The sequence below is a fragment of the Neorhizobium sp. PAMB6630 genome (genome assembly GCF_058242775.1).
Window position 1 is genome coordinate 58,470 of record NZ_CM177836.1, and the last position, 21,122, is coordinate 79,591.

At 60.9% G+C, this 21,122-nt stretch carries 18 protein-coding genes; 9 read left to right on the plus strand and 9 right to left on the minus strand.

The features are described from left to right. Positions 1–2: 2 nt before the first annotated feature. The gene (locus tag AC4CWF_RS00295; protein ID WP_491283162.1) at positions 3–977 is read right to left on the minus strand and encodes a hypothetical protein; all 975 of its coding nucleotides are present in this window, start codon (positions 975–977) and stop codon (positions 3–5) included. Between the two features lie 209 nt (positions 978–1,186). Here AC4CWF_RS00295 and AC4CWF_RS00300 point away from each other — a divergent pair, with 209 nt between their 5' ends. Beyond that, positions 1,187–1,630, plus strand: coding sequence for a metallopeptidase family protein (locus AC4CWF_RS00300; RefSeq protein ID WP_491283163.1), 444 nt, complete (start codon positions 1,187–1,189; stop codon positions 1,628–1,630). 13 nt (positions 1,631–1,643) lie between these two features. Here the strand turns inward: AC4CWF_RS00300 and murA are convergent, their stop codons facing one another. From murA to AC4CWF_RS00315, 3 genes are all read right to left on the minus strand, one after another. Next, positions 1,644–2,954 (minus strand): UDP-N-acetylglucosamine 1-carboxyvinyltransferase, encoded by a 1,311-nt coding sequence (gene murA, locus AC4CWF_RS00305; protein ID WP_491283164.1) that lies wholly within the window; start codon positions 2,952–2,954, stop codon positions 1,644–1,646. 138 nt (positions 2,955–3,092) lie between these two features. Next, the gene (locus AC4CWF_RS00310; protein ID WP_491283165.1) at positions 3,093–3,299 is read right to left on the minus strand and encodes a DUF1737 domain-containing protein; all 207 of its coding nucleotides are present in this window, start codon (positions 3,297–3,299) and stop codon (positions 3,093–3,095) included. Positions 3,300–3,313: 14 nt separating this feature from the next. Continuing rightward, positions 3,314–4,219 carry an HpcH/HpaI aldolase/citrate lyase family protein gene (locus tag AC4CWF_RS00315; protein WP_491283166.1) on the minus strand — a complete coding sequence of 302 codons (906 nt, stop codon included), beginning with the start codon at positions 4,217–4,219 and terminating at the stop codon, positions 3,314–3,316. Between the two features lie 111 nt (positions 4,220–4,330). Here AC4CWF_RS00315 and AC4CWF_RS00320 point away from each other — a divergent pair, with 111 nt between their 5' ends. The 5 genes from AC4CWF_RS00320 to AC4CWF_RS00340 all read left to right on the plus strand — a co-directional run bounded on the left by AC4CWF_RS00320 (position 4,331) and on the right by AC4CWF_RS00340 (position 8,060). Further along, positions 4,331–4,579 (plus strand): hypothetical protein, encoded by a 249-nt coding sequence (locus AC4CWF_RS00320; RefSeq protein ID WP_491283167.1) that lies wholly within the window; start codon positions 4,331–4,333, stop codon positions 4,577–4,579. Positions 4,580–4,748: 169 nt separating this feature from the next. Continuing rightward, on the plus strand, positions 4,749–5,354 hold the full coding sequence (gene leuD / locus AC4CWF_RS00325; protein WP_491283168.1) for a 3-isopropylmalate dehydratase small subunit: 606 nt from the start codon (positions 4,749–4,751) through the stop codon (positions 5,352–5,354). Between the two features lie 20 nt (positions 5,355–5,374). Beyond that, a complete protein-coding gene (locus AC4CWF_RS00330) occupies positions 5,375–5,761 on the plus strand; it encodes a RidA family protein (protein ID WP_491285509.1) in 387 nt (128 codons plus the stop codon). Between the two features lie 103 nt (positions 5,762–5,864). Further along, positions 5,865–6,974, plus strand: coding sequence for a 3-isopropylmalate dehydrogenase (leuB, locus tag AC4CWF_RS00335; RefSeq protein WP_491283169.1), 1,110 nt, complete (start codon positions 5,865–5,867; stop codon positions 6,972–6,974). Between the two features lie 252 nt (positions 6,975–7,226). Beyond that, entirely contained in the window at positions 7,227–8,060 is an 834-nt protein-coding gene (locus tag AC4CWF_RS00340; RefSeq protein ID WP_491283170.1) for a phosphatase PAP2 family protein, read from the plus strand. 3 nt (positions 8,061–8,063) lie between these two features. On the opposite strand, the gene AC4CWF_RS00345 is transcribed toward AC4CWF_RS00340, so the two are convergent. Genes AC4CWF_RS00345 through AC4CWF_RS00355 form a run of 3 tightly spaced genes read right to left on the minus strand, consistent with a single transcriptional unit; the run spans position 8,064 to position 12,055 of the window. Next, a complete protein-coding gene (locus AC4CWF_RS00345; protein WP_491283171.1) occupies positions 8,064–9,968 on the minus strand; it encodes a polysaccharide biosynthesis protein in 1,905 nt (634 codons plus the stop codon). A gap of 34 nt (positions 9,969–10,002) precedes the next feature. After that, positions 10,003–10,965, minus strand: coding sequence for a UDP-glucose 4-epimerase family protein (locus tag AC4CWF_RS00350; RefSeq protein WP_491283172.1), 963 nt, complete (start codon positions 10,963–10,965; stop codon positions 10,003–10,005). Positions 10,966–10,984: 19 nt separating this feature from the next. Beyond that, positions 10,985–12,055, minus strand: coding sequence for an MraY family glycosyltransferase (locus AC4CWF_RS00355; protein WP_491283173.1), 1,071 nt, complete (start codon positions 12,053–12,055; stop codon positions 10,985–10,987). Positions 12,056–12,470: 415 nt separating this feature from the next. Here AC4CWF_RS00355 and AC4CWF_RS00360 point away from each other — a divergent pair, with 415 nt between their 5' ends. Both AC4CWF_RS00360 and AC4CWF_RS00365 read left to right on the plus strand, forming a co-directional pair. After that, the gene (locus AC4CWF_RS00360) at positions 12,471–13,505 is read left to right on the plus strand and encodes an aspartate-semialdehyde dehydrogenase (protein ID WP_491283174.1); all 1,035 of its coding nucleotides are present in this window, start codon (positions 12,471–12,473) and stop codon (positions 13,503–13,505) included. A 234-nt stretch (positions 13,506–13,739) separates the two neighbouring features. Then, entirely contained in the window at positions 13,740–14,513 is a 774-nt protein-coding gene (locus tag AC4CWF_RS00365) for a lytic murein transglycosylase (protein WP_491285511.1), read from the plus strand. 48 nt (positions 14,514–14,561) lie between these two features. Here the strand turns inward: AC4CWF_RS00365 and AC4CWF_RS00370 are convergent, their stop codons facing one another. Together AC4CWF_RS00370 and pdxY are read right to left on the minus strand one after the other, a co-directional pair. Continuing rightward, on the minus strand, positions 14,562–15,203 hold the full coding sequence (locus tag AC4CWF_RS00370) for a carbonic anhydrase (protein ID WP_491283175.1): 642 nt from the start codon (positions 15,201–15,203) through the stop codon (positions 14,562–14,564). Positions 15,204–15,343: 140 nt separating this feature from the next. Next, positions 15,344–16,213, minus strand: coding sequence for a pyridoxal kinase PdxY (gene pdxY, locus AC4CWF_RS00375; RefSeq protein ID WP_491283176.1), 870 nt, complete (start codon positions 16,211–16,213; stop codon positions 15,344–15,346). A 149-nt stretch (positions 16,214–16,362) separates the two neighbouring features. Here pdxY and AC4CWF_RS00380 point away from each other — a divergent pair, with 149 nt between their 5' ends. Next, positions 16,363–21,114: an NAD-glutamate dehydrogenase gene (locus tag AC4CWF_RS00380; protein WP_491283177.1), complete on the plus strand. Its 4,752-nt coding sequence runs from the start codon at positions 16,363–16,365 to the stop codon at positions 21,112–21,114. The last annotated feature ends 8 nt before the right edge of the window (positions 21,115–21,122 follow it).

Below are 21,122 nucleotides of genomic sequence, written 5' to 3' on the forward strand. Positions count from 1 at the left end.
CCTCAGGACGCGCGCTCGAAGGATCCATCGGCCCGCCCGCGTGCCGGCCTGTCAAACGCCAGGATAGACCCCGGCGCCGGCGCAAGATCCGGTCTGTCGAAAGTTTTGGGAAATAGAGCGCCAGAATGCGCTGCCGGCTGCCTTTCAGGAACAGCATGTCTTGGCGTGTCGACGCAATTGAATTGGCGGTCATGGGGATTCCACTCCAGGGAGAGACAGAGCGGAGCCGGGTTGCGGCTCTTTTCCAATGTGAGACGGAAAACTGAGGGGCCGATGCTGCCGCCAAGCATCGATCCATCGGGAAGGCGTCGGTGTGAGGCAAATGCCGGCTGGGTCAGAAACCGGAAGGCAGCGCTCGAGGCCTCTTCTTCTGCGGCATGGCGCAAAAGCAGAAGCGGCCGCCCCGCCGCCTTTGCCCGCAACGCCAGCCGCCGGCTTTCCGTCAGCCCGAAGGCTTTGGGATTGCCGCGGGTTTCCAGAATGGTCACGCCAAAGGCGCCGCTTGCAAGGGCTGCTTCCGCAAGCCACAGCGCCTCGTCGAGCCGGTTCGGCAGAGCTTGAAAAAACGGCTCCGTGCCAAGGCCGAAACCGCGCATGCCGATGAGATAAGGCGCCCCCGCCTCCTGGGTCGCCATGCGGTCTGAAATCCAGAGGATAGGCAGATTTTCCGCCTTCGGTGCGCGTGCCTTGATGAGCACCGAAAGCCCAACGGTAAAACCGCTGGCAGACCCTGCATCGAAAAAACCGCGGCTGCGGATCTCGGTGATCGCATCGAGGGGCAACCCGCCGTCCAGCGCCTCGTCCAGCGCAGCAATGCCGGTTTTAAGCCGGACCGGCCGGCCTTGTGCCCTCTCCTGCCCTTCTGCCACCGCTTGCGCCTGTGCAGCGGCAAGGGCCGGGATAGGCTTGCCCTCCAGCCGGGCTATCGTTTCGCGCAGGGCAAAAACAGTCTCCTGCGCCAGGGCGGATCGCGCCATGACGTCAGCTCCACTTCTTGTCGAGGCGCGGATCTCCAGGATCCTCTTCGCCTCAATTGTTCATGTTATGTTCTTATGGATTCCAGAGCTGCTCCGAAGAGTCAACAGCGGCCCCCATGAGATTCGTTCACCCTCCCCACCTCTTGCTTGAATCCGCACTCGAAATATTTTTCCAGAAACCTTATATGCTCGTTGAAAAAGGAGCAGTTATGGCCCGTGTCGACCAGACCGATGATTGGCGTGATCGCCACGCCCCCACCATCAGCACGTTCGAATCGCTGGCAATCGAGGCCTATGGAAACCTGCCGGAAGAGTTCCGTGCGCTGACCGGAAACCTCACCATCGAGATCGAGGACTTTCCCGACGACGAGATTTTCGAGGATATGGCGCTTGAGACGCCCTTCGATCTTCTGGGGCTTTTCGAAGGTCGTGGCATTTCCGAGCGTTTCAGCATGGAAACCGGCGAATTGCCGAACCGAATCCGCCTCTACCGCCGGCCGATCATCGACTATTGGGCGGAAAACGAGGAAACGCTGGGCGATATCATCACCCATGTGCTGATCCACGAAATCGGCCACCATTTCGGCCTTAGCGATGACGACATGGAGCGGATCGAGGAAAGCGTCGAGGACGCGGCTGACCGAACAGGTTAGCCGCCTTCCCTCGTCAGGTGCGCGCGGGAATGCGCCTTATGCGCGCGCCCAAGGCGTTCAGCCGCTCGTCGATGCGTTCATAACCGCGTTCGATCTGCTGGGCATTGTTGATGATCGATGTGCCCTCAGCACCCATGGCAGCGATCAGCATGGCCATGCCGGCGCGAATGTCGGGGCTTTCCAGCCGTGCGGCTTTCAGCGGGCTCGGTCCGGAAACCACGGCCCTGTGCGGATCGCACAGCACGATGCGGGCGCCCATCGAGATCAGCTTGTCGACAAAGAACATCCGGGATTCGAACATTTTTTCAAACATCAGCACCATGCCCTCGCATTGCGTGGCGGTGACGATGGCAATCGACATCGTATCGGCCGGGAAGGCCGGCCAGGGCTGATCCTCGATCTTGGGCACATGGCCGCCGAAATCCGGTTCGATCCGTTTCGCCTGGCCCGATGGCACGATCAGATCGTCGCCCTCGATCCGGCAATGGATGCCCAGCCGCTCAAAGCCCATGAGGGTGGAGCGCAGATGCTGCACACCGGCATTGGTGATTCTGAGATCCGAATCGGTCACCGCCGCAAGCCCGATCAGCGAGCCGACTTCGATATGATCAGGCCCGATCCGGTGGCTTGTCCCCGAAAGCGGCGCACCGCCGTGGATCGTCATGCAATTGGTGCCGATGCCTTCGATGCGGGCACCCATGGCCACGAGGAAATGGGCGAGATCCTGAACATGCGGCTCGGAGGCGCAATTACGCAGGATCGTGGTGCCGGACGCCGCTACGGCGGCACAAAGCGCGTTTTCCGTCGCAGTCACCGAGGGCTCATCGAGGAACACATCCGCCCCGACGAGTTTTGTCGCGCGAAACACATAATCGCCCTCGAGCGAGATCTGCGCGCCGAGCTGGCGCAAGGCCAGAAAATGGCTGTCGAGACGCCGCCGGCCGATCACATCGCCGCCGGGCGGCGGTAGGGTGATTTCTCCGCAGCGGGCAAGAACCGGTCCGGCGAGCAGAATGGAGGCGCGAATACGCGAGCAGAGATCCGGATCCAGCGTTGCCGGGCGCACGTCGCGCGCATGGATGCGCAAGGTATTGTGGTCCGTCCAGGCGGTTTCGGCGCCGAGAGATGAAAGCAGTTGCACCAGAGCCTCCACGTCGCGGATGCGCGGCACGTTGGTAAGCACGACGGGTTGGTCGGTCAGCAGCGCGGCGGCAATGATCGGCAGCGCCGCATTCTTGTTTCCCGAGGGCTCAATAGCGCCGGAAAGGCGATGGCCGCCTTCGACGATATATTCTACGCGTTCAGCCGCTCTTGGTTCTGCCATTTTCGTCTCATCCGTGTGTCTGGGGTGCGAATCGATGCCCCCAAAGGCACGGATTTCCCGGCCGTTGTAAGGCATCGTCATCGTTCAAGGCGCAGCCCTGCCCATGCGGGGAATGGCGTCCGGCAGGCCTGTCGAGGCTTATTGCTCGCCGAGCTTCATGTCGGGATGATAGTCCTTGCCTTCGACGGTTTTCACCACCGCCTGCCCGCAATAGAGCTTGTTTTCCGCCACGTTGAACGTGTGGCTTGGGGAGCCGTGCAGGTCCCAGCCCTTGTTGAGGGCATCCGTCACCCGGTGGCAGAAAGAGGAATCGTCGGGGCCGGTGAGGAAGCGGTAAACTTTCATGGGTCAGTCTTTCTTTAATCGATAAGATTGGTTTTTTCGATCCGATGGGCCAGCTGCACAAGCCGTTCGGCCTCGACCAGATGCAGCCGCTCGATCATGCGGCCGTTGAGGTTGATCACGTTGAGGGTCTGCGCCTCCGGTGTCGAAAAGGCGGCGATGATGGCCTCAGCCTCTGCGACGGCCTCGGGATCCGGGCCGAAATGCTGGTTTGCCGGGCCGATCTGGGCTGGGTGGATCAGCATCTTGCCGTCAAAGCCCATGTCGCGGCCCTGGCGGCATTCGCTCTCGAAAGTGTCTGCATCGCGAAAATCGTTAAACACGCTGTCGATGACGCAGAGCCCGTGGGCGCGGGCGGAAAGCACCACCTGCATCAGCCAGGGAATGAGAAAGCTGCGGCCTTGTCGCGCTGGCACGCGGGTTTCCTTGCGCAGATCATTCAGGCCAACGACCAAACCTTCCAGCCGCGGCACAGATGTTTCACGTGAACCAGCGATGGCGCCCGCATGAAGCACGCCTTTGGCCGTCTCGATCATCGCCCAGATTTTTGTGGTTTCGGGCACGCCGGCCTCGTTGAGGGCGTGTTCCACGGCTTGAACGTCAGCGACGCTTTCCACTTTCGGCAAAAGCACGGCATCGGGGCGGGTGGAGACAACGAGTGCCAGATCATCCGCGCCTAATGTCGAAGCAAGCGGGTTGATGCGGATGATCGAGAGGCGATTGCCAGCCGGCGGCTGCTCGAAGAAGGCCGAGAGATTGGCGCGTGCCTCGTCCTTCTTTTCCGGTGCGACCGAATCCTCCAGATCAAAGATCACACCGTCGCAGGCAAGCGAAGAAATCTTGTCCAGCGCGCGCTGGTTGATGGCGGGCACGCTCAAAAGCGAGCGTTGCGGGCGAAGAGCCGGAGCAAGCGAATGGGACATCGCGACTTTGTGACAAGCTTTGTGATGAGGCGCAAGAGCGCAGTAGGGCAAAAGCCCTTGCAAGTGTCGAGAGAAAAGCCCACATTTCCACAAGAAGAAAGGTTCAAAACCATGCAGAATATCCGCGCACTCTTCCTTGGCCTTGCCGGCATTGCCGCCATCACCGCTGTTGTCGTGCTCACGGCATCCATTACGCTTGCCTTTGCCGCCATGCTCACTGTGTTTACGGCCGTGAGAGCGCTCACCCTTCGCCATAAACCCGTTCCGGTGCGCGCCAAGGCATCGGGCGCCAAAAATTCGGCGCAGGCAAAAGACATGCGCGTCTGGAACGACGGTCGCGGCACAATCATCGATCTTTAAAGGCGATCGCCTGTCAGCGGCTCTGTCTTTAAGCAGTTCAGATCACAATGTGATGACGGGTACGTCGATCCAGAGGTTCGGCGTACCGTTTGATGGCAAACCGGCCTTCAAATCTCCCTGAAATTGGTCTATGGCAGCATCCGCAGAACAAGTCTCGCGGAGGCAGATCATGGATAAATTTACCAAGCTCACCGGCGTTGCTGCGCCGCTTCCTGTCGTCAACATCGACACGGACATGATCATTCCGAAGGATTACCTGAAGACGATCAAGCGCACCGGCCTCGGCACCGGCCTGTTTGCCGAAGCGCGTTACCTCGAAGATGGTTCGCCGAACCTCGATTTCGTGCTCAACAAGCCCGCCTACCAGAACGCCAAGATCCTGGTCGCCGGCGACAATTTCGGCTGCGGCTCCTCGCGCGAGCACGCACCCTGGGCGCTTCTGGACTTCGGCATCCGCTGCGTCATCTCCACGTCCTTTGCCGACATTTTCTACAACAACTGTTTCAAGAACGGCATCCTGCCGATCGTGGTCTCGCAGGACGATCTCGACAAGCTGATGGACGATGCCTCGCGCGGTTCCAATGCCGTGCTGACGGTGGATCTGGAAGCGCAGGAAATTTCCGGTCCCGATGGCGGCACGATCACCTTCGACATCGATCCGGCCCGCAAGCACATCATGCTGGAAGGCCTCGACGACATCGCCACCACAATGAAGAGCGATGGCGCCATCGCCTCGTTTGAAAACAAGATGCAGGCCGAGCGCCCCTGGCTCTGACATGTGAGGAGGCTCCGGTGGTGACACGCATCTCGTCGGGCTCTCCCTTTGAAGCGACGATCGGTTATTCGCGCGCCGTCGTGGATGGCGACATGATCTATGTCTCCGGCACCACCGGTTATGATTATAGCCGGATGGTCATGCCTGACGATGTCGGCGAACAGACGCGCAACGCCCTCCACACGATTGCCAAGGCGCTTGAGGAGGCAGGGAGTGCGTTGAACGACGTGCTGCGCGTGCGCTATTACCTCAGCGACCTCGCCCATTACGATGCCATCGTCCCCGTACTGGGCGATGTCTTCGGTGCCATCCGTCCGGCAGCCACCATGGTGGTCTGCGGCCTGGTGCGCCCGGAAATGAAGATCGAAATCGAGGTCACCGCGCGGCGCGGCGCAGGTTCGGAATAAAAAAACAGTCTGCGGCTTCGTCCTGCGGCAGGCGCGGGCGAAGCTGGGGAGGCGCCACCCGTGGCGCATCATGCCTGCCAATTTCTCAAGGACACGCATCATCATGTCTCATTCGCTTTTCCTGCTTCCCGGTGACGGTATCGGCCCCGAGGCCATGGCCGAAGTCGTGAAGATCATCGACCACATGAACGAGGCACTGGGTGCCGGTTTTGTGACCGAGCAAGGCCTGGTCGGCGGCTCAGCCTACGATGCGCATGGCGCCGCCATTTCCAAAGGCGACATGGAAAAGGCGATGAATGCCGATGCGGTCCTGTTCGGCGCCGTTGGCGGCCCGAAATGGGATGCGGTTCCCTATGATGTTCGCCCGGAAGCCGGCCTTTTGCGCCTGCGCAAGGATCTTGAACTGTTTGCCAACCTGCGCCCGGCGATCTGCTATCCGGCGCTTGCCAATGCCTCCTCGCTGAAGCCGGAACTGGTTGAAGGGCTTGATATCCTCATCGTGCGCGAGCTGACCGGTGGGGTTTATTTCGGCGAGCCGAAGACGATCACCGATCTTGGTAACGGCCAGAAGCGCGCCATCGATACGCAGGTCTACGATACCTACGAGATCGAGCGCATCTCGGGTGTTGCCTTCGAACTGGCGCGCACCCGCAAGAACCGCGTCTGCTCCATGGAAAAGCGCAACGTGATGAAGTCGGGCGTCTTGTGGAACCAGGTGGTAACCGAAACGCACAAGGCAAAATTCTCCGACGTGGTGCTGGAGCACATGCTGGCTGACGCCGGCGGCATGCAGCTGGTGCGCGCGCCAAAACAGTTTGACGTGATCGTCACCGACAACCTCTTCGGCGACATGCTGTCGGACGTCGCGGCCATGCTGACCGGTTCGCTCGGCATGCTGCCCTCGGCTTCGCTTGGCGCACCCGATGGAAAAACCGGCAAGCGCAAGGCGCTCTACGAGCCCGTCCACGGTTCGGCACCTGACATTGCCGGCAAGGGCATTGCCAACCCGATCGCCATGATCGCGTCGTTTGCCATGTGCCTGCGCTATTCCTTCAACAAGGTCGAAGAAGCCGACCGGCTGGAAAAGGCGATTGCCAACGTGCTCGACAAGGGCATCCGCACCGGCGACATCATGGCCGAAGGCTGCACGCAGGTCGGCACGTCGGAAATGGGCGATGCCATCCTTGCCGAATTCAAGGCCCTGTCTGCCTGATGCTGGCCAACGGGTCTGCGCATAACTGAAACCTGCAATGCCCCGCCCAGTGCGGGGCATTTTTTTTACCCCTCGAGCTTCCAATCGCTCTTGCCGTGAAAAGCCGGCGGCCCGTTCCTCAAAGTCTGGGCCACTTTAACCGGCGCCCGCAAGATCAACGGGCCTGTCTTTATCATGCCAACGGCGGTCCTTGCCAAAATCCCTGTCATAAATCCCGGTTAGGATCTGTATAGGCTTTGGGGAGCATATGGGATGATTGAAAAGCTGAGGCGGCGTCATGACCGTTACTGCGGAAGTTTTCGCACGGACTGTCACTTTTCCTGTCTTTTTGTCGCGCTCAATCTCGTTCTTCTGTCGGTATTCCTGCTGGATGAGCCGGTATCGGCCTATGTGGCGCGCACGCCCTCCATCCTGAAGCCGATCGGCAGCTTCGTCACGGATTTCGGCAAATCCGGCTGGATCCTGATGGCTTGCGCCATGCTGTTCTTCGAAGCGCTTTGCCGGGGGCGACTTGCTCGCACGGCAAGGCACCGCCTGCAGGCATTTTTCCTCTGCCATCTCGCGGCCTATATCTTTCTGACGGTTGCGCTTTCAGGTCTTGCGGCGAACCTTGCCAAGCGGCTGATCGGCCGTGTGCGGCCCCCTTCGCAGGCGGACTGGGGCGCTTTCGGCTTTTCACCTTTTCATGGCAGCTATCATTTCGAAAGTTTTCCGTCCGGCCACGCGACGACCATCGGCGCCCTGATGATGGCGATTGCCCTGATGGCTCCGGCTTACCGTGTACATTGCCTGGTGCTTGGCCTCTGGCTCGGCTTTTCCCGCGTCATCATCGGCGTTCATTATCCAAGTGACGTCATGGCCGGCCTGGTGTTCGGAGCGTGGTTCTCGATCTTTACCGCCGGGATGTTTGCGCGTTACGGACTTCTGTTCCGGGCACAGAATGGTGCCTTGCCGCAGCTTTGCCGCCCCGTTCCGCTGGAGCGCCCCGACTGGAGCCGCCTGCCGCAATTGCGCCTCGGGCGAACGCGCGCACATTCGCCACAGCCATCCACCGCCCTGAGGCTGGAACCGGTGCTCGCCCGATAGACTTCAGGCGTCAGTGTTTTTTGTGCCCGGACAGTCAAGCCCGATGAAGCGGAACAGCACTGTGCGGGCCGCCGCCTCGTCTTCGGTATCCACGGCGGCCTTCAGGGCCTGCAGGGCCTTCAGCACATCGTCATGGGAGCCGATCTTGGTGTCGGCGCGCAGGATCTTCGGGTGCTGCGTCTTCATGGCGTTCGCCATGTCGTAGAACAGTTCCTCGAACAGTTTTTCACCCGGGCGATTGCCTGTCACGCGGATCTCGATGCCGCCATCGGGGTTTTCAGCATTGCGCACGGTAAAACCGGCCAGCCGGATCATGTTTTCTGCGAGATCACCGATGCGGACCGGCTCACCCATCTCCAGGAGGAAGATATCGCCCCCGACGGAAAGCGCACTCGCCTGCACGATCAGTTCGGCCGCCTCCTGGGTCGACATGAAATAACGCGTCATCTCCGGGTTCGTGACGGTCACCGGGCCGCCATCGGCGATCTGCTGCTTGAACAGCGGCACGACCGAGCCGTTGGAGCCAAGCACATTGCCGAAGCGCACCGCGCAGAAATGCTGGCCGCTGCCACTGCGTTCAGCCTCCAGAGCCATCTGCCGGATGATCAGTTCGGCCCAGCGCTTGGTGGCACCCATCACATTGGTGGGGCGCACCGCCTTGTCCGACGAGATCAGCACGAAATTGCCGACACCGGCCTCGAAGGCGGTCTTTGCGACCGTCAGCGTGCCAAAAACATTGTTCTCGATACCCTCCAGCGCGTTGACCTCGAGCATGGGCACATGCTTGTGCGCAGCCGCATGATAAAGCACATCCACCTTGTGGGTGTCGATTGCCTGCTTCACCCGCGCCTGATGGGTGATCGAACCGAGGAAGGGCACAATCTGGCAGCGGGTAAGGCCTGCCAGTTCCCGCTCGATCTTGTAGAGCGCAAATTCGTTCGCCTCAAACAGCACGAGGCATTTCGGCTTCCACTGCACGATCATCCGGCAGAGTTCCGAGCCGATGGAGCCGCCGGCGCCGGTGACCATGATCACCCGGCCCTCTACGATACTGTCGATCAGTTGCGGATCCGGCGGCACGAAGGAGCGGCCGAGCAATTCGTCGATCTCGATCTCGCGGATCTGGTTTGCAAGATACCGGCCATCCACCAGGTCTGAAATATCCGGAACGGTGCGGATCTTTACGCCAAGCCCGCTGATGCTGCCGATCACGCTGCGCCGCCGGTCGGCGGAGATTGTGGAGAGCGACAGGATGATTTCCTGCACGCCGTATTGTTCGATCAGCCGCGGCAGGTTTGCCGGATTGAAGACGCGATACCCCCCGACATCGCGGCCATGGTGGTCAGGATCCTCGTCCAGCAGGCCGACGATGAAGCGGTTTCCGCTGCCGCGCAGCGCCTGCGCCAGTTGCACGGAGGAGGCGCTGGCGCCGTAGATGAACACCGGCTGCTCATCGCGGCGCAGGCCGGTGCCGTGGCTGAGGATGATCTTGGTGGTGAAACGCGAGCCCCCGACGAGGGCCGTCCCGATGGCAAAATAGAAGAAGGGAATGGAACGGGGAACAATGCCGCGGCCGGACATCTCCATCAGGAAGACGAGGATGACCCAGATCATCGTCGCAATGCCCATGGCCTTCAGGATCGTCCAGATGGCCGTATCGGGGAGATAACGGATGACAGCCCTGTAAAGCCCCATGCGGATGAAGATCGGGATGGCAATCGCCGGGGCAAGAAAGGCGAGGAGAATGCGCTCCGGCGAAACGTCAGGCCACCACACGGCATAGCGCAGCGCATAACTGGCCCAGAGCGCGACGATCAGTGCCACAACGTCGAAGCCGATCAGCAGCACGCGTTTCCAGAAACGCGGCATTTCCTCAATCATGCGTCGCAGCACGTCAGTTAAAGCCATGCAACTGCTCGCATCTTGAAGCCTTTCGCGCCGATCATGGGGCCGCCTTGCCCTGATTGGGTGACGATCCGGGTGATTTTTCCCGGGCCACCGTTTGCTGCAGACCGTAGGCCACCGGATAGGGGGGGACCCAATCGAGCAGTGAACCGGCCTTCCCTATATCCACCTGCAGATTCTTAAGCAAGCGGTCGCTGATTGAAGTCTTTCCGGTCAACTTTGCCAGTGTTTTCAGCAGGCTGGGAGGGATCGGCAGGCTTGCGGCATGACGTCCCTGCAGTTGCGCCAGCCGGCTGAACAACTGATGCGTGGAAAGATCCTCGCCATCGCCTGCCAAAAAAACCTGTCCGGCTGCTCGCGGATGATGTGCGGCGGTGAGGAGAAGGTCGCAGAGATTGCCGACATAGACCAGCGAGCGGCGGTTGTCGCAGGCGCTAAAGGGGGAGGGCAGGCCGCTGCCGGCAAGGCGCATCAACAGCGCGAAATTGGCACCGACACCTGGACCATAAACCAGCGGCGGGCGCACGATCACGATCTCCAGGCCGCTCTCCTTGCCAAAGGCGAGAAGCGCCCGCTCGGCTTCGGCCTTGGAGAGACCATAGGCATCCTGCGGATCCGGTGGATCGTCGGCGCTGAAGCTTTTGCCCTCCGGTGTGCTTTCGCCGTTCACCTTGATGGAGCTTGCGAAAACGAACCGGCGCACGCCGGCATCTGCGGCCTGGCGGGCAAGATTGAGCGTGGCATAGACATTCATCGCCCTGAAATCGGCAAGCGGATCGCTTGCCGTTTCCTGCATCACATGCACGCGTGCGGCAAGGTGAATAACGGTATCGACGCCAGCAAGCGCTTGCCCCCAGTCGGTCTGCCCGGTGATGGTACCGATCGTGTAATGGCCCGGGCGGGGGAGACGACTTGCCGGACGAAACGGCAGGCCGCGCTCTTCCAGCATCCGGCAGAGGGCTTGCCCGACAAAACCTGTGGCGCCAGTGATCAGATACACGCGCTTGTCGTCCTTCTGCTCATCGTTTCAACAGCTTTCGATAGGTGGATGTGCTTGCCGTTTCGTGATCGGGAAGGCCTGCACCGGCGAGAAGCGCAAGTCCGGCCGTGGCCAGATAGACCAGAAACACCGTAAACCAGCCAAAACCGGTGTCACTGGTGAGGAGCGCCAGCGGCAGGATGACGAAAAGGTTGACGCCGAAGGCCGACAGGGTGACGGGCCGCGCGCCGCCGAACCGCCGCGCCAGGCGCTGGTAGGCATGTGAGCGGTGTGCCTCGGCAAGGTTTTCACCCCTCAGATAGCGGATGATCAGCGTCACGGTGGCGTCGCTTGCAAACAGTGCCGAAAGGATCAACCATTGCGGCAGGGTCAGCCACCCGGTGTGAAGGCTCGTCATGGCCATGGCCACGATGATGAAGCCGAGAAACGTGCTGCCGGCATCACCCATGAAGATGCGCGCCGGGGGGAAATTGAAGAGCAGGAAGGCGGTCGTCGAGATCGCCGTGGCCGCCATCAGCCACCACGCCCCGCTGTCGATCGCCTCTGGTGTGCCGATAGCGGCGATTGCCATGGCAGAGATCATCATCATGACCGCCTGCTGGCCGGCAATTCCGTCTATGCCGTCCATGAAGTTGAACAGATTGACCCACCAGAGCCCGCCGAGCAGCAGAAGAAGGCCGGCTGCGAGCTGGAAAACCGCTCCGGCATTGCCGGCGATTGCCACCGTTCCGTCGGTGATCCAGATGGCAAGAAAAACGATTATTGCCTGTAACGGCAGGCGTACGCGCGCAGCCAGCGGTCGCCAGTCATCAAAAAGGCCGATGGCGGCCATGATGGCGCCGAGCAGCAGCAGTGACAGCGTCTGCCCGTTGCCGCCGGGCATCAGCAGGCCGCAAAGCAGCGTGCCGACAACGATGCCGATGCCGCCGCCGGTTGGCGTTGGCCGCACATGCGAGGAGCGCGCCACCGGCGCCTGCACGAGGCCGAGATCGCGGGCCTTTGCGATGATCACGAAAACGCAGAGCGCGCTTGTGAGAGCGCAGGCCGCAAGGATGCCAGGGCGCGGGAGGCTGACAAGCTCACTCAGCATCGGCGGTCGCTCCCGGTTGCAGGTTCCGGCGGTCGATCACTCGCAAATTGCGCGTCCTTTTCATGCGGCATGCTCTCATGGGCCATCATCTGGCCCGCAACGGCGTCGGGAAGAAAAGGTTGCGCCTCAGCAACGCTTGACTCGCCTGCGAAATCTTCTAAGGAGTTCATCCGAAGGGAAGCAAGAATGTATCGCAGCGACAGTCACATCGCAGCTTCATTTGGTCCGGCACATGTGGCCGGAGCGCCGCTTTTCGCATGCGTATCCTCCAAAACCAAGGCCAAAACGACGACGAAAACCGTCTGACGTCTCTGGCCTACCGCTCTCTCCCCGGTTCGGCCGGGGACAAGGAAGCACGGTTTTTATCGTGTTTCCCCCTCAAAGCCCGAGGAGAGAAGAGAAAGAGAGCAGGAAAATGGGTTTCAAGATTGCAGTGGTCGGCGCAACCGGCAATGTCGGCCGGGAAATGCTGAACATTCTCTCCGAGCGCGGCTTCCCCGTCGATGAAGTGGTGGCGCTTGCCTCCGCACGGTCGCAGGGCACCGAAGTGTCGTTCGGCGACAAGGTGCTGAAGGTGTCCAACCTCGAGCATTATGATTTTTCCGATACCGATATCTGCCTGATGTCGGCAGGCGGCACGATCTCGCAGAAGTGGTCGCCGAAGATCGGCGCGCAGGGCTGCGTCGTCATCGATAACTCGTCCGCTTGGCGTTATGATCAGGATGTTCCGCTCATCGTTCCGGAAGTCAATCCGGATGCGATCGACGGCTTTACCCGTCGCAACATCATCGCCAACCCGAATTGCTCGACGGCCCAGCTGGTCGTGGCGCTGAAGCCGCTGCATGATTTTGCCAAGATCAAGCGCGTCGTCGTGTCCACGTACCAGTCGGTTTCCGGCGCGGGCAAGGAAGGCATGGACGAACTGTTCACCCAGACGCGCGCCGTCTTCGTCGCCGATCCGGTCGAATCCAAGAAGTTCACCAAGCGCATCGCCTTCAACGTCATTCCGCATATCGATAGCTTCATGGAAGACGGCTACACGAAGGAAGAGTGGAAGGTGCTGGCCGAAACCAAGAAGATGCTCGATCCGAAGATCAAGGTCACCTGCACGGCCGTGCGCGTTCCCGTCTTCATCGGCCATTCGGAATCGGTCAACATCGAGTTCGAAAACGAGATCACCGCCGATCAGGCCCGTGACATCCTGCGCGAAGCCCCGGGTTGCCTCGTCATCGACAAGCATGAAAACGGCGGTTACATCACGCCGCTGGAATGCGCCGGCGAAGATGCGACCTTCATTTCGCGTATCCGCGAGGATGCGACGGTGGAGAACGGCCTCAACATCTGGGTCGTTTCCGACAACCTGCGCAAGGGTGCTGCCCTGAATGCCATTCAGATTGCCGAGCTTCTCGTCAATCGTGGCCTGATCAAGCCGCGCAAGCAGGCTGCCTGAACGAAAAATTACCTTTTGGTAAGCATGACATGATAAAGCCTCGCCTTCAGGGCGGGGCTTTTTCGTTCGGGCGGATCACGATCTTTTCATGGACGGAAAGGTTGTCGAGAGCCACGAGCGCACCCATAACCCAGACGAGCAACGGGAGACGCGCAAGATGAGCAGCGTTTCCAAGACAAGCATGGGATCTGACGAATGTTGAAAACTGTTCTGGGTGGCGCTGTCGGCGCTGCGATGATGCTGACGGTCTCTGCCGCGCAGGCTGCCAGCTGCGGCAATGATGCGTCGGGCTTCGATGCCTGGGTGCAGGCATTCAAGCAGCAGGCACCGGCCCAGGGCATTCCGGCCTCCGTGGTGCAGCAGGCCTTTTCCGGCGTCAGCTACAATCGCCCGACGATCCGCGCCGACCGCGGCCAGAAGAGCTTCAAGCTCTCCTTCGACGAATTCCTGCAGAAGCGTGGTGCCACCACCATCATCGCACGCGGCAAGACGATGAAGGCTTCCAATGCTTCCCTGTTTGCCAATATCGAACGCCGCTACGGCGTTCCGGCTGGACCGATCCTGGCGATCTGGGGCATGGAAACCGGTTTTGGCAGTTTCATGGGCGACCAGCATACGCTGTCGGCCGTGGCAACGCTTGCCTATGACTGCCGCCGCTCGGCCTATTTTACCGAACAGCTTTATGCGGCCCTGCAGCTTGTGGCGCGTGGCGATCTCAGCCCCACAGCCAAGGGTGCTGCCCATGGCGAAATCGGCCAGACACAGTTCCTGCCGCTGAACGTGCTGCGTTACGGTGCCGATGGCGATGGCGACGGTCATATCGACATGGTGCGCTCGCGCGCCGATGCGCTCGCCTCGACGGCAAACTTCCTCGTCGGGCATGGCTGGCAGCGCGGTGCAGGTTATCAGCAGGGTCAGCCGAACTTTACCGCCATCGAAGGCTGGAATGCCGCCACCGTCTACCAGCAGGCGATTGCCTATATGGGCGCCAAGATCGACGGGCAATAAGCCCGTCCGGTCAACCCGGTATCCGGCGCCCGAGGTCAACCATCCGGCTCAGAGAGTGGGCCGGATGAAGTCGCCGGTCTTGGCATCCATGACCCACAGCTCGCCGGTGGAGATGTCGAACCAGGCGCCGTGGACACGCATGCGGCCCTTTTCCTCAAGGATCTTCACGCAGGGAAACGTGCGCAGGTTGGCGATGGAATTGCGGATCGACACCCGTTCCAGGGCTGTCTGACGTTCGGACTGGGTCAGTACATCAAGGCTTGGGATCTGTTCGGCGGTCGGGCGCAGCAGGCCCATCCACTTGCCGATGAAGTCACCCGGCGACAGCGGCTCGTCCATGGGATCAAGCGCTGCCTGGATACCGCCGCAGCGGCCATGGCCCATCACCACGATATCGCGGATCTTCAGCACCTGGACGGCATATTCGAGTGCTGCCGAGGTTGCGTGATACTGGCCATCCGGCTCGTAGGGCGGCACAAGGTTTGCGACATTGCGCACGACGAAAAGTTCGCCGGGTCCTGAATCGAAAATCGTCTCAGGTGCTGCCCGGCTGTCGCAACAGGCCACCACCAGCGTATGCGGTTTCTGGCCTGTTTCGGCCAGGGTGCGGTAGCGCTCGCGCTCCCCGCTGTAGCGGCCGCTCATGAAGTTGTCGTAACCGGAAAGAAGGGAGGGCGGAAAATCTGTCATGCGCTTTGATTAGCCTTGCGTGCGAGGAAGATCAACAGTCACGACCCCGGCAGAAACCGGAATTGACGAGGCACAATCCTTCTGCGTTGAACCCGTTTGTTCAAACACGCCTTCAGCGTGCATTTCTTGGGGCCTGGCGGCTAGCGGCGGATGCTGCGGGACGGATGCATGAGGTGGCGCAGCTGCACCATGGCCATCGGCGTGGAGAGACTGGCCGCGTCGGTTTCCAGCGTCAACTCGTCACCGCCGCGCTTGGCGGTGCGGGCCAGAACCTCAAACACGCTGGCGGTTGCCAGTTGCAGTGCCTTTTCCTCATCCATGCCGGACAGAAGCCGGGCAAGAAACACCGCCGACATCAGGTCGCCAAGGCCGTTGGGTGCATTCTCGATCAGCCGGTGTTCGGCAAGCAGTGCGTGTTTTCCCGTGAGGTAAAGATTGCCGGTGCCGCCGGACATCATCGGCACGGCCGAGGTCACCAGCATCTTTGCCGGTCCCAGCGAAAGGGCCGCATCCATGATCGCCGCATTGGTGTCGAGATCGGCACCGGACATCCAGGCGAGTTCATAGCGGTTTGGCGTCGCAAGCGTGGCAAGCGGGATAAGGTCTTCCCGGATCGCCACAGCCGTCGCCTCCGGCACGTAGAGGCCGCCCTTATCGCCCATGACAGGATCGCAGACATAAAGAAGGTCCGGATTTTTTGCCTTCAGCGCTGCAATCAGGCGGGCAACCTGCGGCGGCTGCGAGGCGTGGCCGAAATAACCCGTGAGCACCGCCTTCACCTCGGAAAGCCAGGGCGCGCGGATCAGATCCTCGATGATCTTCTCGAATTGATCCTCCGGTATCACCACCCGCGTCGAGGGGCCATGGCCCGGATGCCAGGGCATGATGACGGTCGGCAGCGCCCAGACGGGCAGGCCCATCGTCTCGAGTGCGAACACGGCAGCGCGGTTTCCAACGGAACCGCGAATCACATGGCTCGAAATAACGATGACGGCATGGGTGTCGGACATGAGGAAAAGCCTGTTTTCAACGATTGGGTCGATTTTTCACGGTCTGGTGTCAATAAAACTCATAAAACTATGCGAGAACCTGTTCCAGAGCTGCCTTAATGCCTCAAACATCGGTTGAATAGCTCATAACGAAGCAAAGGGAGGAAAGCATGGCTGCCAAGCGTAATCCGAAGCGGGAAAAGCAGATCCAACTGGCCCGTGCCGCCTGGGCGGAAAGCGGCGGCGTCAGGCTTGATCCGGATATTCTGTTTGGCCGGGCAAGCAATGACGACGTTGCCGCCTATTCGCCGGAAATGCTGGCGGCGTCTGCCGAATATGCCGGGCGAGAGCTTGAGGCCTGGACGGGCGAGACCGCGCGCATCTCCGTTGCAACGGTTACGGGCGTCGCCCCCAATGGCGTGCCGGTGTCGGTGCTGACGGTGATCGACCGCGACATGCCTTTCCTGTTCGATTCGGTGATGGGTGAGGTAACCAGCACCTTCCGGGATATCACGCTTGCCGTGCATCCGATCCTCGACGTGCAGCCTGGCAAGGCGCCGGGGCTTTATTCCTACGAACGAAGCCAGGCGGCGAGCGAGCATGTCAGCCTCATCCAGATTCATCTGGCACCGATCACGGACGAGCAGGCCGCAGACCTGATGGCGCGGCTGCGCCAGGTGCTCGACAAGGTCCATGCCGTCATTACCGACTGGAAGCCGATGCTCTCCCTCTTGAAGGGGGCCAGCCGCGAGATGAAGGAAGCGCCGATCACCGGCCGCAAGGGAGAACGGGACGAGGCGCTCGATTTCTTCAAATGGCTGCGCGATGGCAATTTCATTTTCCTTGGTATGCGTGAATATATCTATTCCGGCGACGGCCCTCAGGCGACGCTGGAGCGCGGCGAGGGAAGAGGCCTCGGCATTCTCTCGGATCCCGATGTGCTTGTACTGCGCCAGGGTAAGGATCAGGTGACAACGACACCGGAAATCCTGCAGTTTCTGCAGGGCGAGGATTTCCTTATCGTCACCAAGGCCAATGTGAAATCCACAGTCCACCGGCGCGCCTATATGGATTATGTCGGCGTCAAGCGTTTTGATGCCGAGGGCAGGGTGACGGGCGAACTGCGTATCGTCGGCCTGTTTACCGGCACCGCCTATACCCATTCGGTGAGCGAAATTCCGCTGCTGCGCGCCAAGGCGGCCCGGGTGGAGGAGCATTTCGCTTTCGATCCGCTCAGTCATTCCGGCCGCATGCTGCGCAATACGCTGGAATCCTATCCGCGTGACGACCTGTTCCAGATCGATCCGGATCTTCTGGCGCGCTACTGCGAGCAGATCATGGAGCTTGCCGAGCGGCCGCGCGTGCGGGCACTGGCACGTATCGACCATTTTGATCGCTTCGTGTCCATTCTCGTCTACGTACCGCGTGAAAACTACAATTCGGTGGTGCGCGAGAAGATCGGTGCCTATCTCGCAGCAACCTTCGAAGGCCATGTTTCCGCCTATTATCCGGCCTTCCCCGAAGGCGGCAATGCGCGGGTGCATTTCATCATCGGCCGCAGGCTCGGCAATACGCCTCACATTCCCCAACCGCAGCTGGAAGAGGCGATCCGTGAGATCTCGACCCCGTGGGCCGATCGTTTTGCCGGACTTGCCGGACCCGACAGCCCGGCCATTGAAACCAGTTTCGCCTTCCAGGAAGCTTTTTCGCCCGAGGAGACCTTTGCCGATCTGCCCGATATCCTCGCCTGCGCCGGGGGAGAGCCGATCCGCATTGCGCTTTACGAGCGCAAGGACGGCGCGCGGCGCATCCTGTCTCTGAAGATCTTCCATGCCGGGGGCCATCTTGCCCTGTCGCGGCGTGTACCGCTTCTGGAAAATCTCGGCTTCCAGGTGGTGAGCGAGCGCACCTTCGACCTTGTGCTGACGGAAGGCCGCACGCGCATCGTGCTGCATGACATGGAGCTTCAGCTTCATGACGATCGCTCGATCGATATGGAGCGCGAGGCGCCTTTGGTGGAGGAAGCTTTCCTCTCGGCCTTCGATGGCTCCGCCGACAATGACAGCTTCAACCGGCTTGTTCTCCTGACTGGGCTCTCCGTGCGCGAAGTGACCGTGCTCAGGGCCTATGCGCGTTATCTGCGCCAGACGGGTATCGTTTATTCGCAGGCCCATATCGCCGATACGATGGTGCGTTATCCGACGATCAGCCGCGATCTCTTTGCCCTGTTCAGCGATGGTTTCGATCCGAAACTGGACGACAGCGAGCGCGAGGCGCTGCTCACCCGCCATCATGCCGCCATCGAGGAGGCCTTGACGGCGGTTCCCAATCTCGATGACGACCGCACGCTGCGCCGTTATGTCAACGCCATCGATGCGACATTGCGCACCAATTATTTCCAGACCGGTGCCGATGGCCTGCCCAAACCGATGATTGCCTTCAAGCTCGATCCAAAACTGCTGGACGGCCTGCCGGAGCCAAAACCCTTCCGCGAAATTTTTGTCTATGGCACGGAAGTGGAGGGCGTTCATCTGCGCTTCGGCAAGGTGGCCCGCGGCGGGTTGCGCTGGTCGGATCGCGGTGAGGATTACCGTACGGAAGTGCTGGGGCTTGTGAAGGCCCAGCAGGTGAAGAACGCAGTCATCGTGCCCGTGGGTGCCAAGGGCGGCTTTTTCCCGAAAAAGCTGCCGTCGCCCGCCCAGCGCGATGCCTTCTTTAATGCCGGCCGCGAAGCCTACAAGACCTTTATCCGCACGCTCCTGTCGATCACCGACAACATCGTCGGCGGCGAGATCGTCGGTCCTGATGATACGCTGCGGCTCGATGGCGACGATCCCTATTTCGTTGTCGCTGCCGACAAGGGCACGGCGACCTTTTCCGATACGGCAAACGGCCTGGCGCAGGAGGCGGGCTTCTGGCTGGACGACGCCTTTGCCTCCGGCGGTTCGGCAGGTTACGACCACAAGAAGATGGGCATTACCGCCCGCGGCGCCTGGGAGGCAGTCAAACGCCATTTCCGCGAGATGAACGTGGATATCCAGACCACGCCGTTTACCGTGGCTGGCGTCGGCGACATGTCGGGCGACGTGTTTGGCAACGGCATGCTGCTGTCGCGGCATATCCGCCTGATTGCCTGCTTTGACCACCGCGACATCGTCATCGACCCGGATCCGGATACGGAAAAGACCTTTGCCGAGCGCGAGCGGATGTTCGCCCTGCCGCGCTCCAGCTGGCAGGATCTTGACCGCTCGGTTCTCTCCAAGGGTGGCATGGTCATTCCACGCACGGAAAAATCGGTAAAGCTGACGCCGGAGGCGAAGGCTGCCATCGGGATCGACAAGGATGTCGCGACGCCCTTCGAGATCATCACGGCGATCCTCAAAAGCCCGGTCGATCTTCTGTGGTTCGGCGGCATCGGCACCTATATCAAGGCCATGTCCGAAACGGATGCGGAAGTCGGTGACCGCGCCAATGACCCGATCCGCGTGACCGCTGGCGAAGTCCGGGCGAAGGTTATCGGCGAGGGCGCCAATCTCGGTGTCACGCAGAAGGGCCGCATTGCCTATGCGCTCTCCGGCGGACGCTGCAACTCCGATGCCATCGACAACTCGGCCGGCGTCAATTCCTCCGACGTCGAGGTCAACATCAAGATTGCGCTCAGCCCCGCCATGCAGGATGGACGCCTGCCGCGCGACAAGCGTGATATTCTCCTGGCCTCCATGACGGCGGATGTCGGGGCGCTCGTGCTGCGCAACAACTACCTGCAATCGCTGGCCATTTCACTGACGACCCGGCGCGGCGTGCGCAACCGCGAGGAACTGTCGCGGCTGATGTCGGCGCTGGAAGGGCGCGGCGAGCTGAACCGCAAGGTGGAAACGCTGCCGGATGATGCCGAACTTGCCGAACGGTATGCCGCCGGCAAGCCGCTGACGCGCCCGGAAGTGGGCGTGCTTCTCTCCTATGCCAAGATCGTACTGTTTGATGCGATCGTGGCAAGTGATCTGCCGGATGATCCCTACTTTGGCGCTGTGCTGACGGCCTACTTCCCGGGCCCCATGCAGGTGGCTTATGCAAATGACATTGCTCACCACCGTCTGCACCGCGAAATCATCGCAACGGTGCTGGCGAACGAGGTGATCAACCGCGGCGGTCCGGGCTTTGCCCAGATGATGAGCGATATCAGCGGTCGCGCGCAGGTGGATGTGGTGAAAGCCGCCTTCATCGCCCGCGATGCCTACGACCTGCCAAAACTCTGGGCGGCGGTCGATGCGCTGGATGGCACGCTGGATGGAGAGGTCCAGAACGATCTTTACGAGCGTATCGGCGAGATCTTCTTCGGCGCCACCATCTTCATCCTGCAGACCGGCATTGTTGCTGCTCCGGTGGAAGATGCCATCAAGCGCATCCGGGCCGGCATCGACGGCTTGCGCAGCACCATCCGCAGCACGGCGGCAGGCGAAGGTGCCGCACCCATCGAGGGCGTGCCGGCCGCGCTTGCAGGCGAACTCGACCTTCTGCCCAACTTAGTGCTGGTGCCGGAAATCATGCTGATTTCCGAGCGCAGCGGTGCGCCCCTGTCGCGGGCAACGGAGGTTTATTTCCACGCCACCGACACGTTCCGGGTCAATCGTTTCCTGGAGGCGGGCGAACGGTTCGGCACGGCCGATCATTACGAAAACCTCGCCATCATCCGCGCCCTGCAGCAGATCGCAGCGGCAAGGCGGGATATCGTGACGATTGCGCTCCAGACGCATGGTGCCGACGACAAGCCGCTGGAAGCCTGGCTTGCCGACGACCGGGTGCGCCTCAACCGCATCAGCAGCGAATTGCTGGCCTTGAGCGAAGGCGGCGACACGACACTGGCCCGGATGATGGTGGCGGCCAGCCTGTTCACGGACCTTGCCCAGACCGGGGTTCGGTGATCCAATGG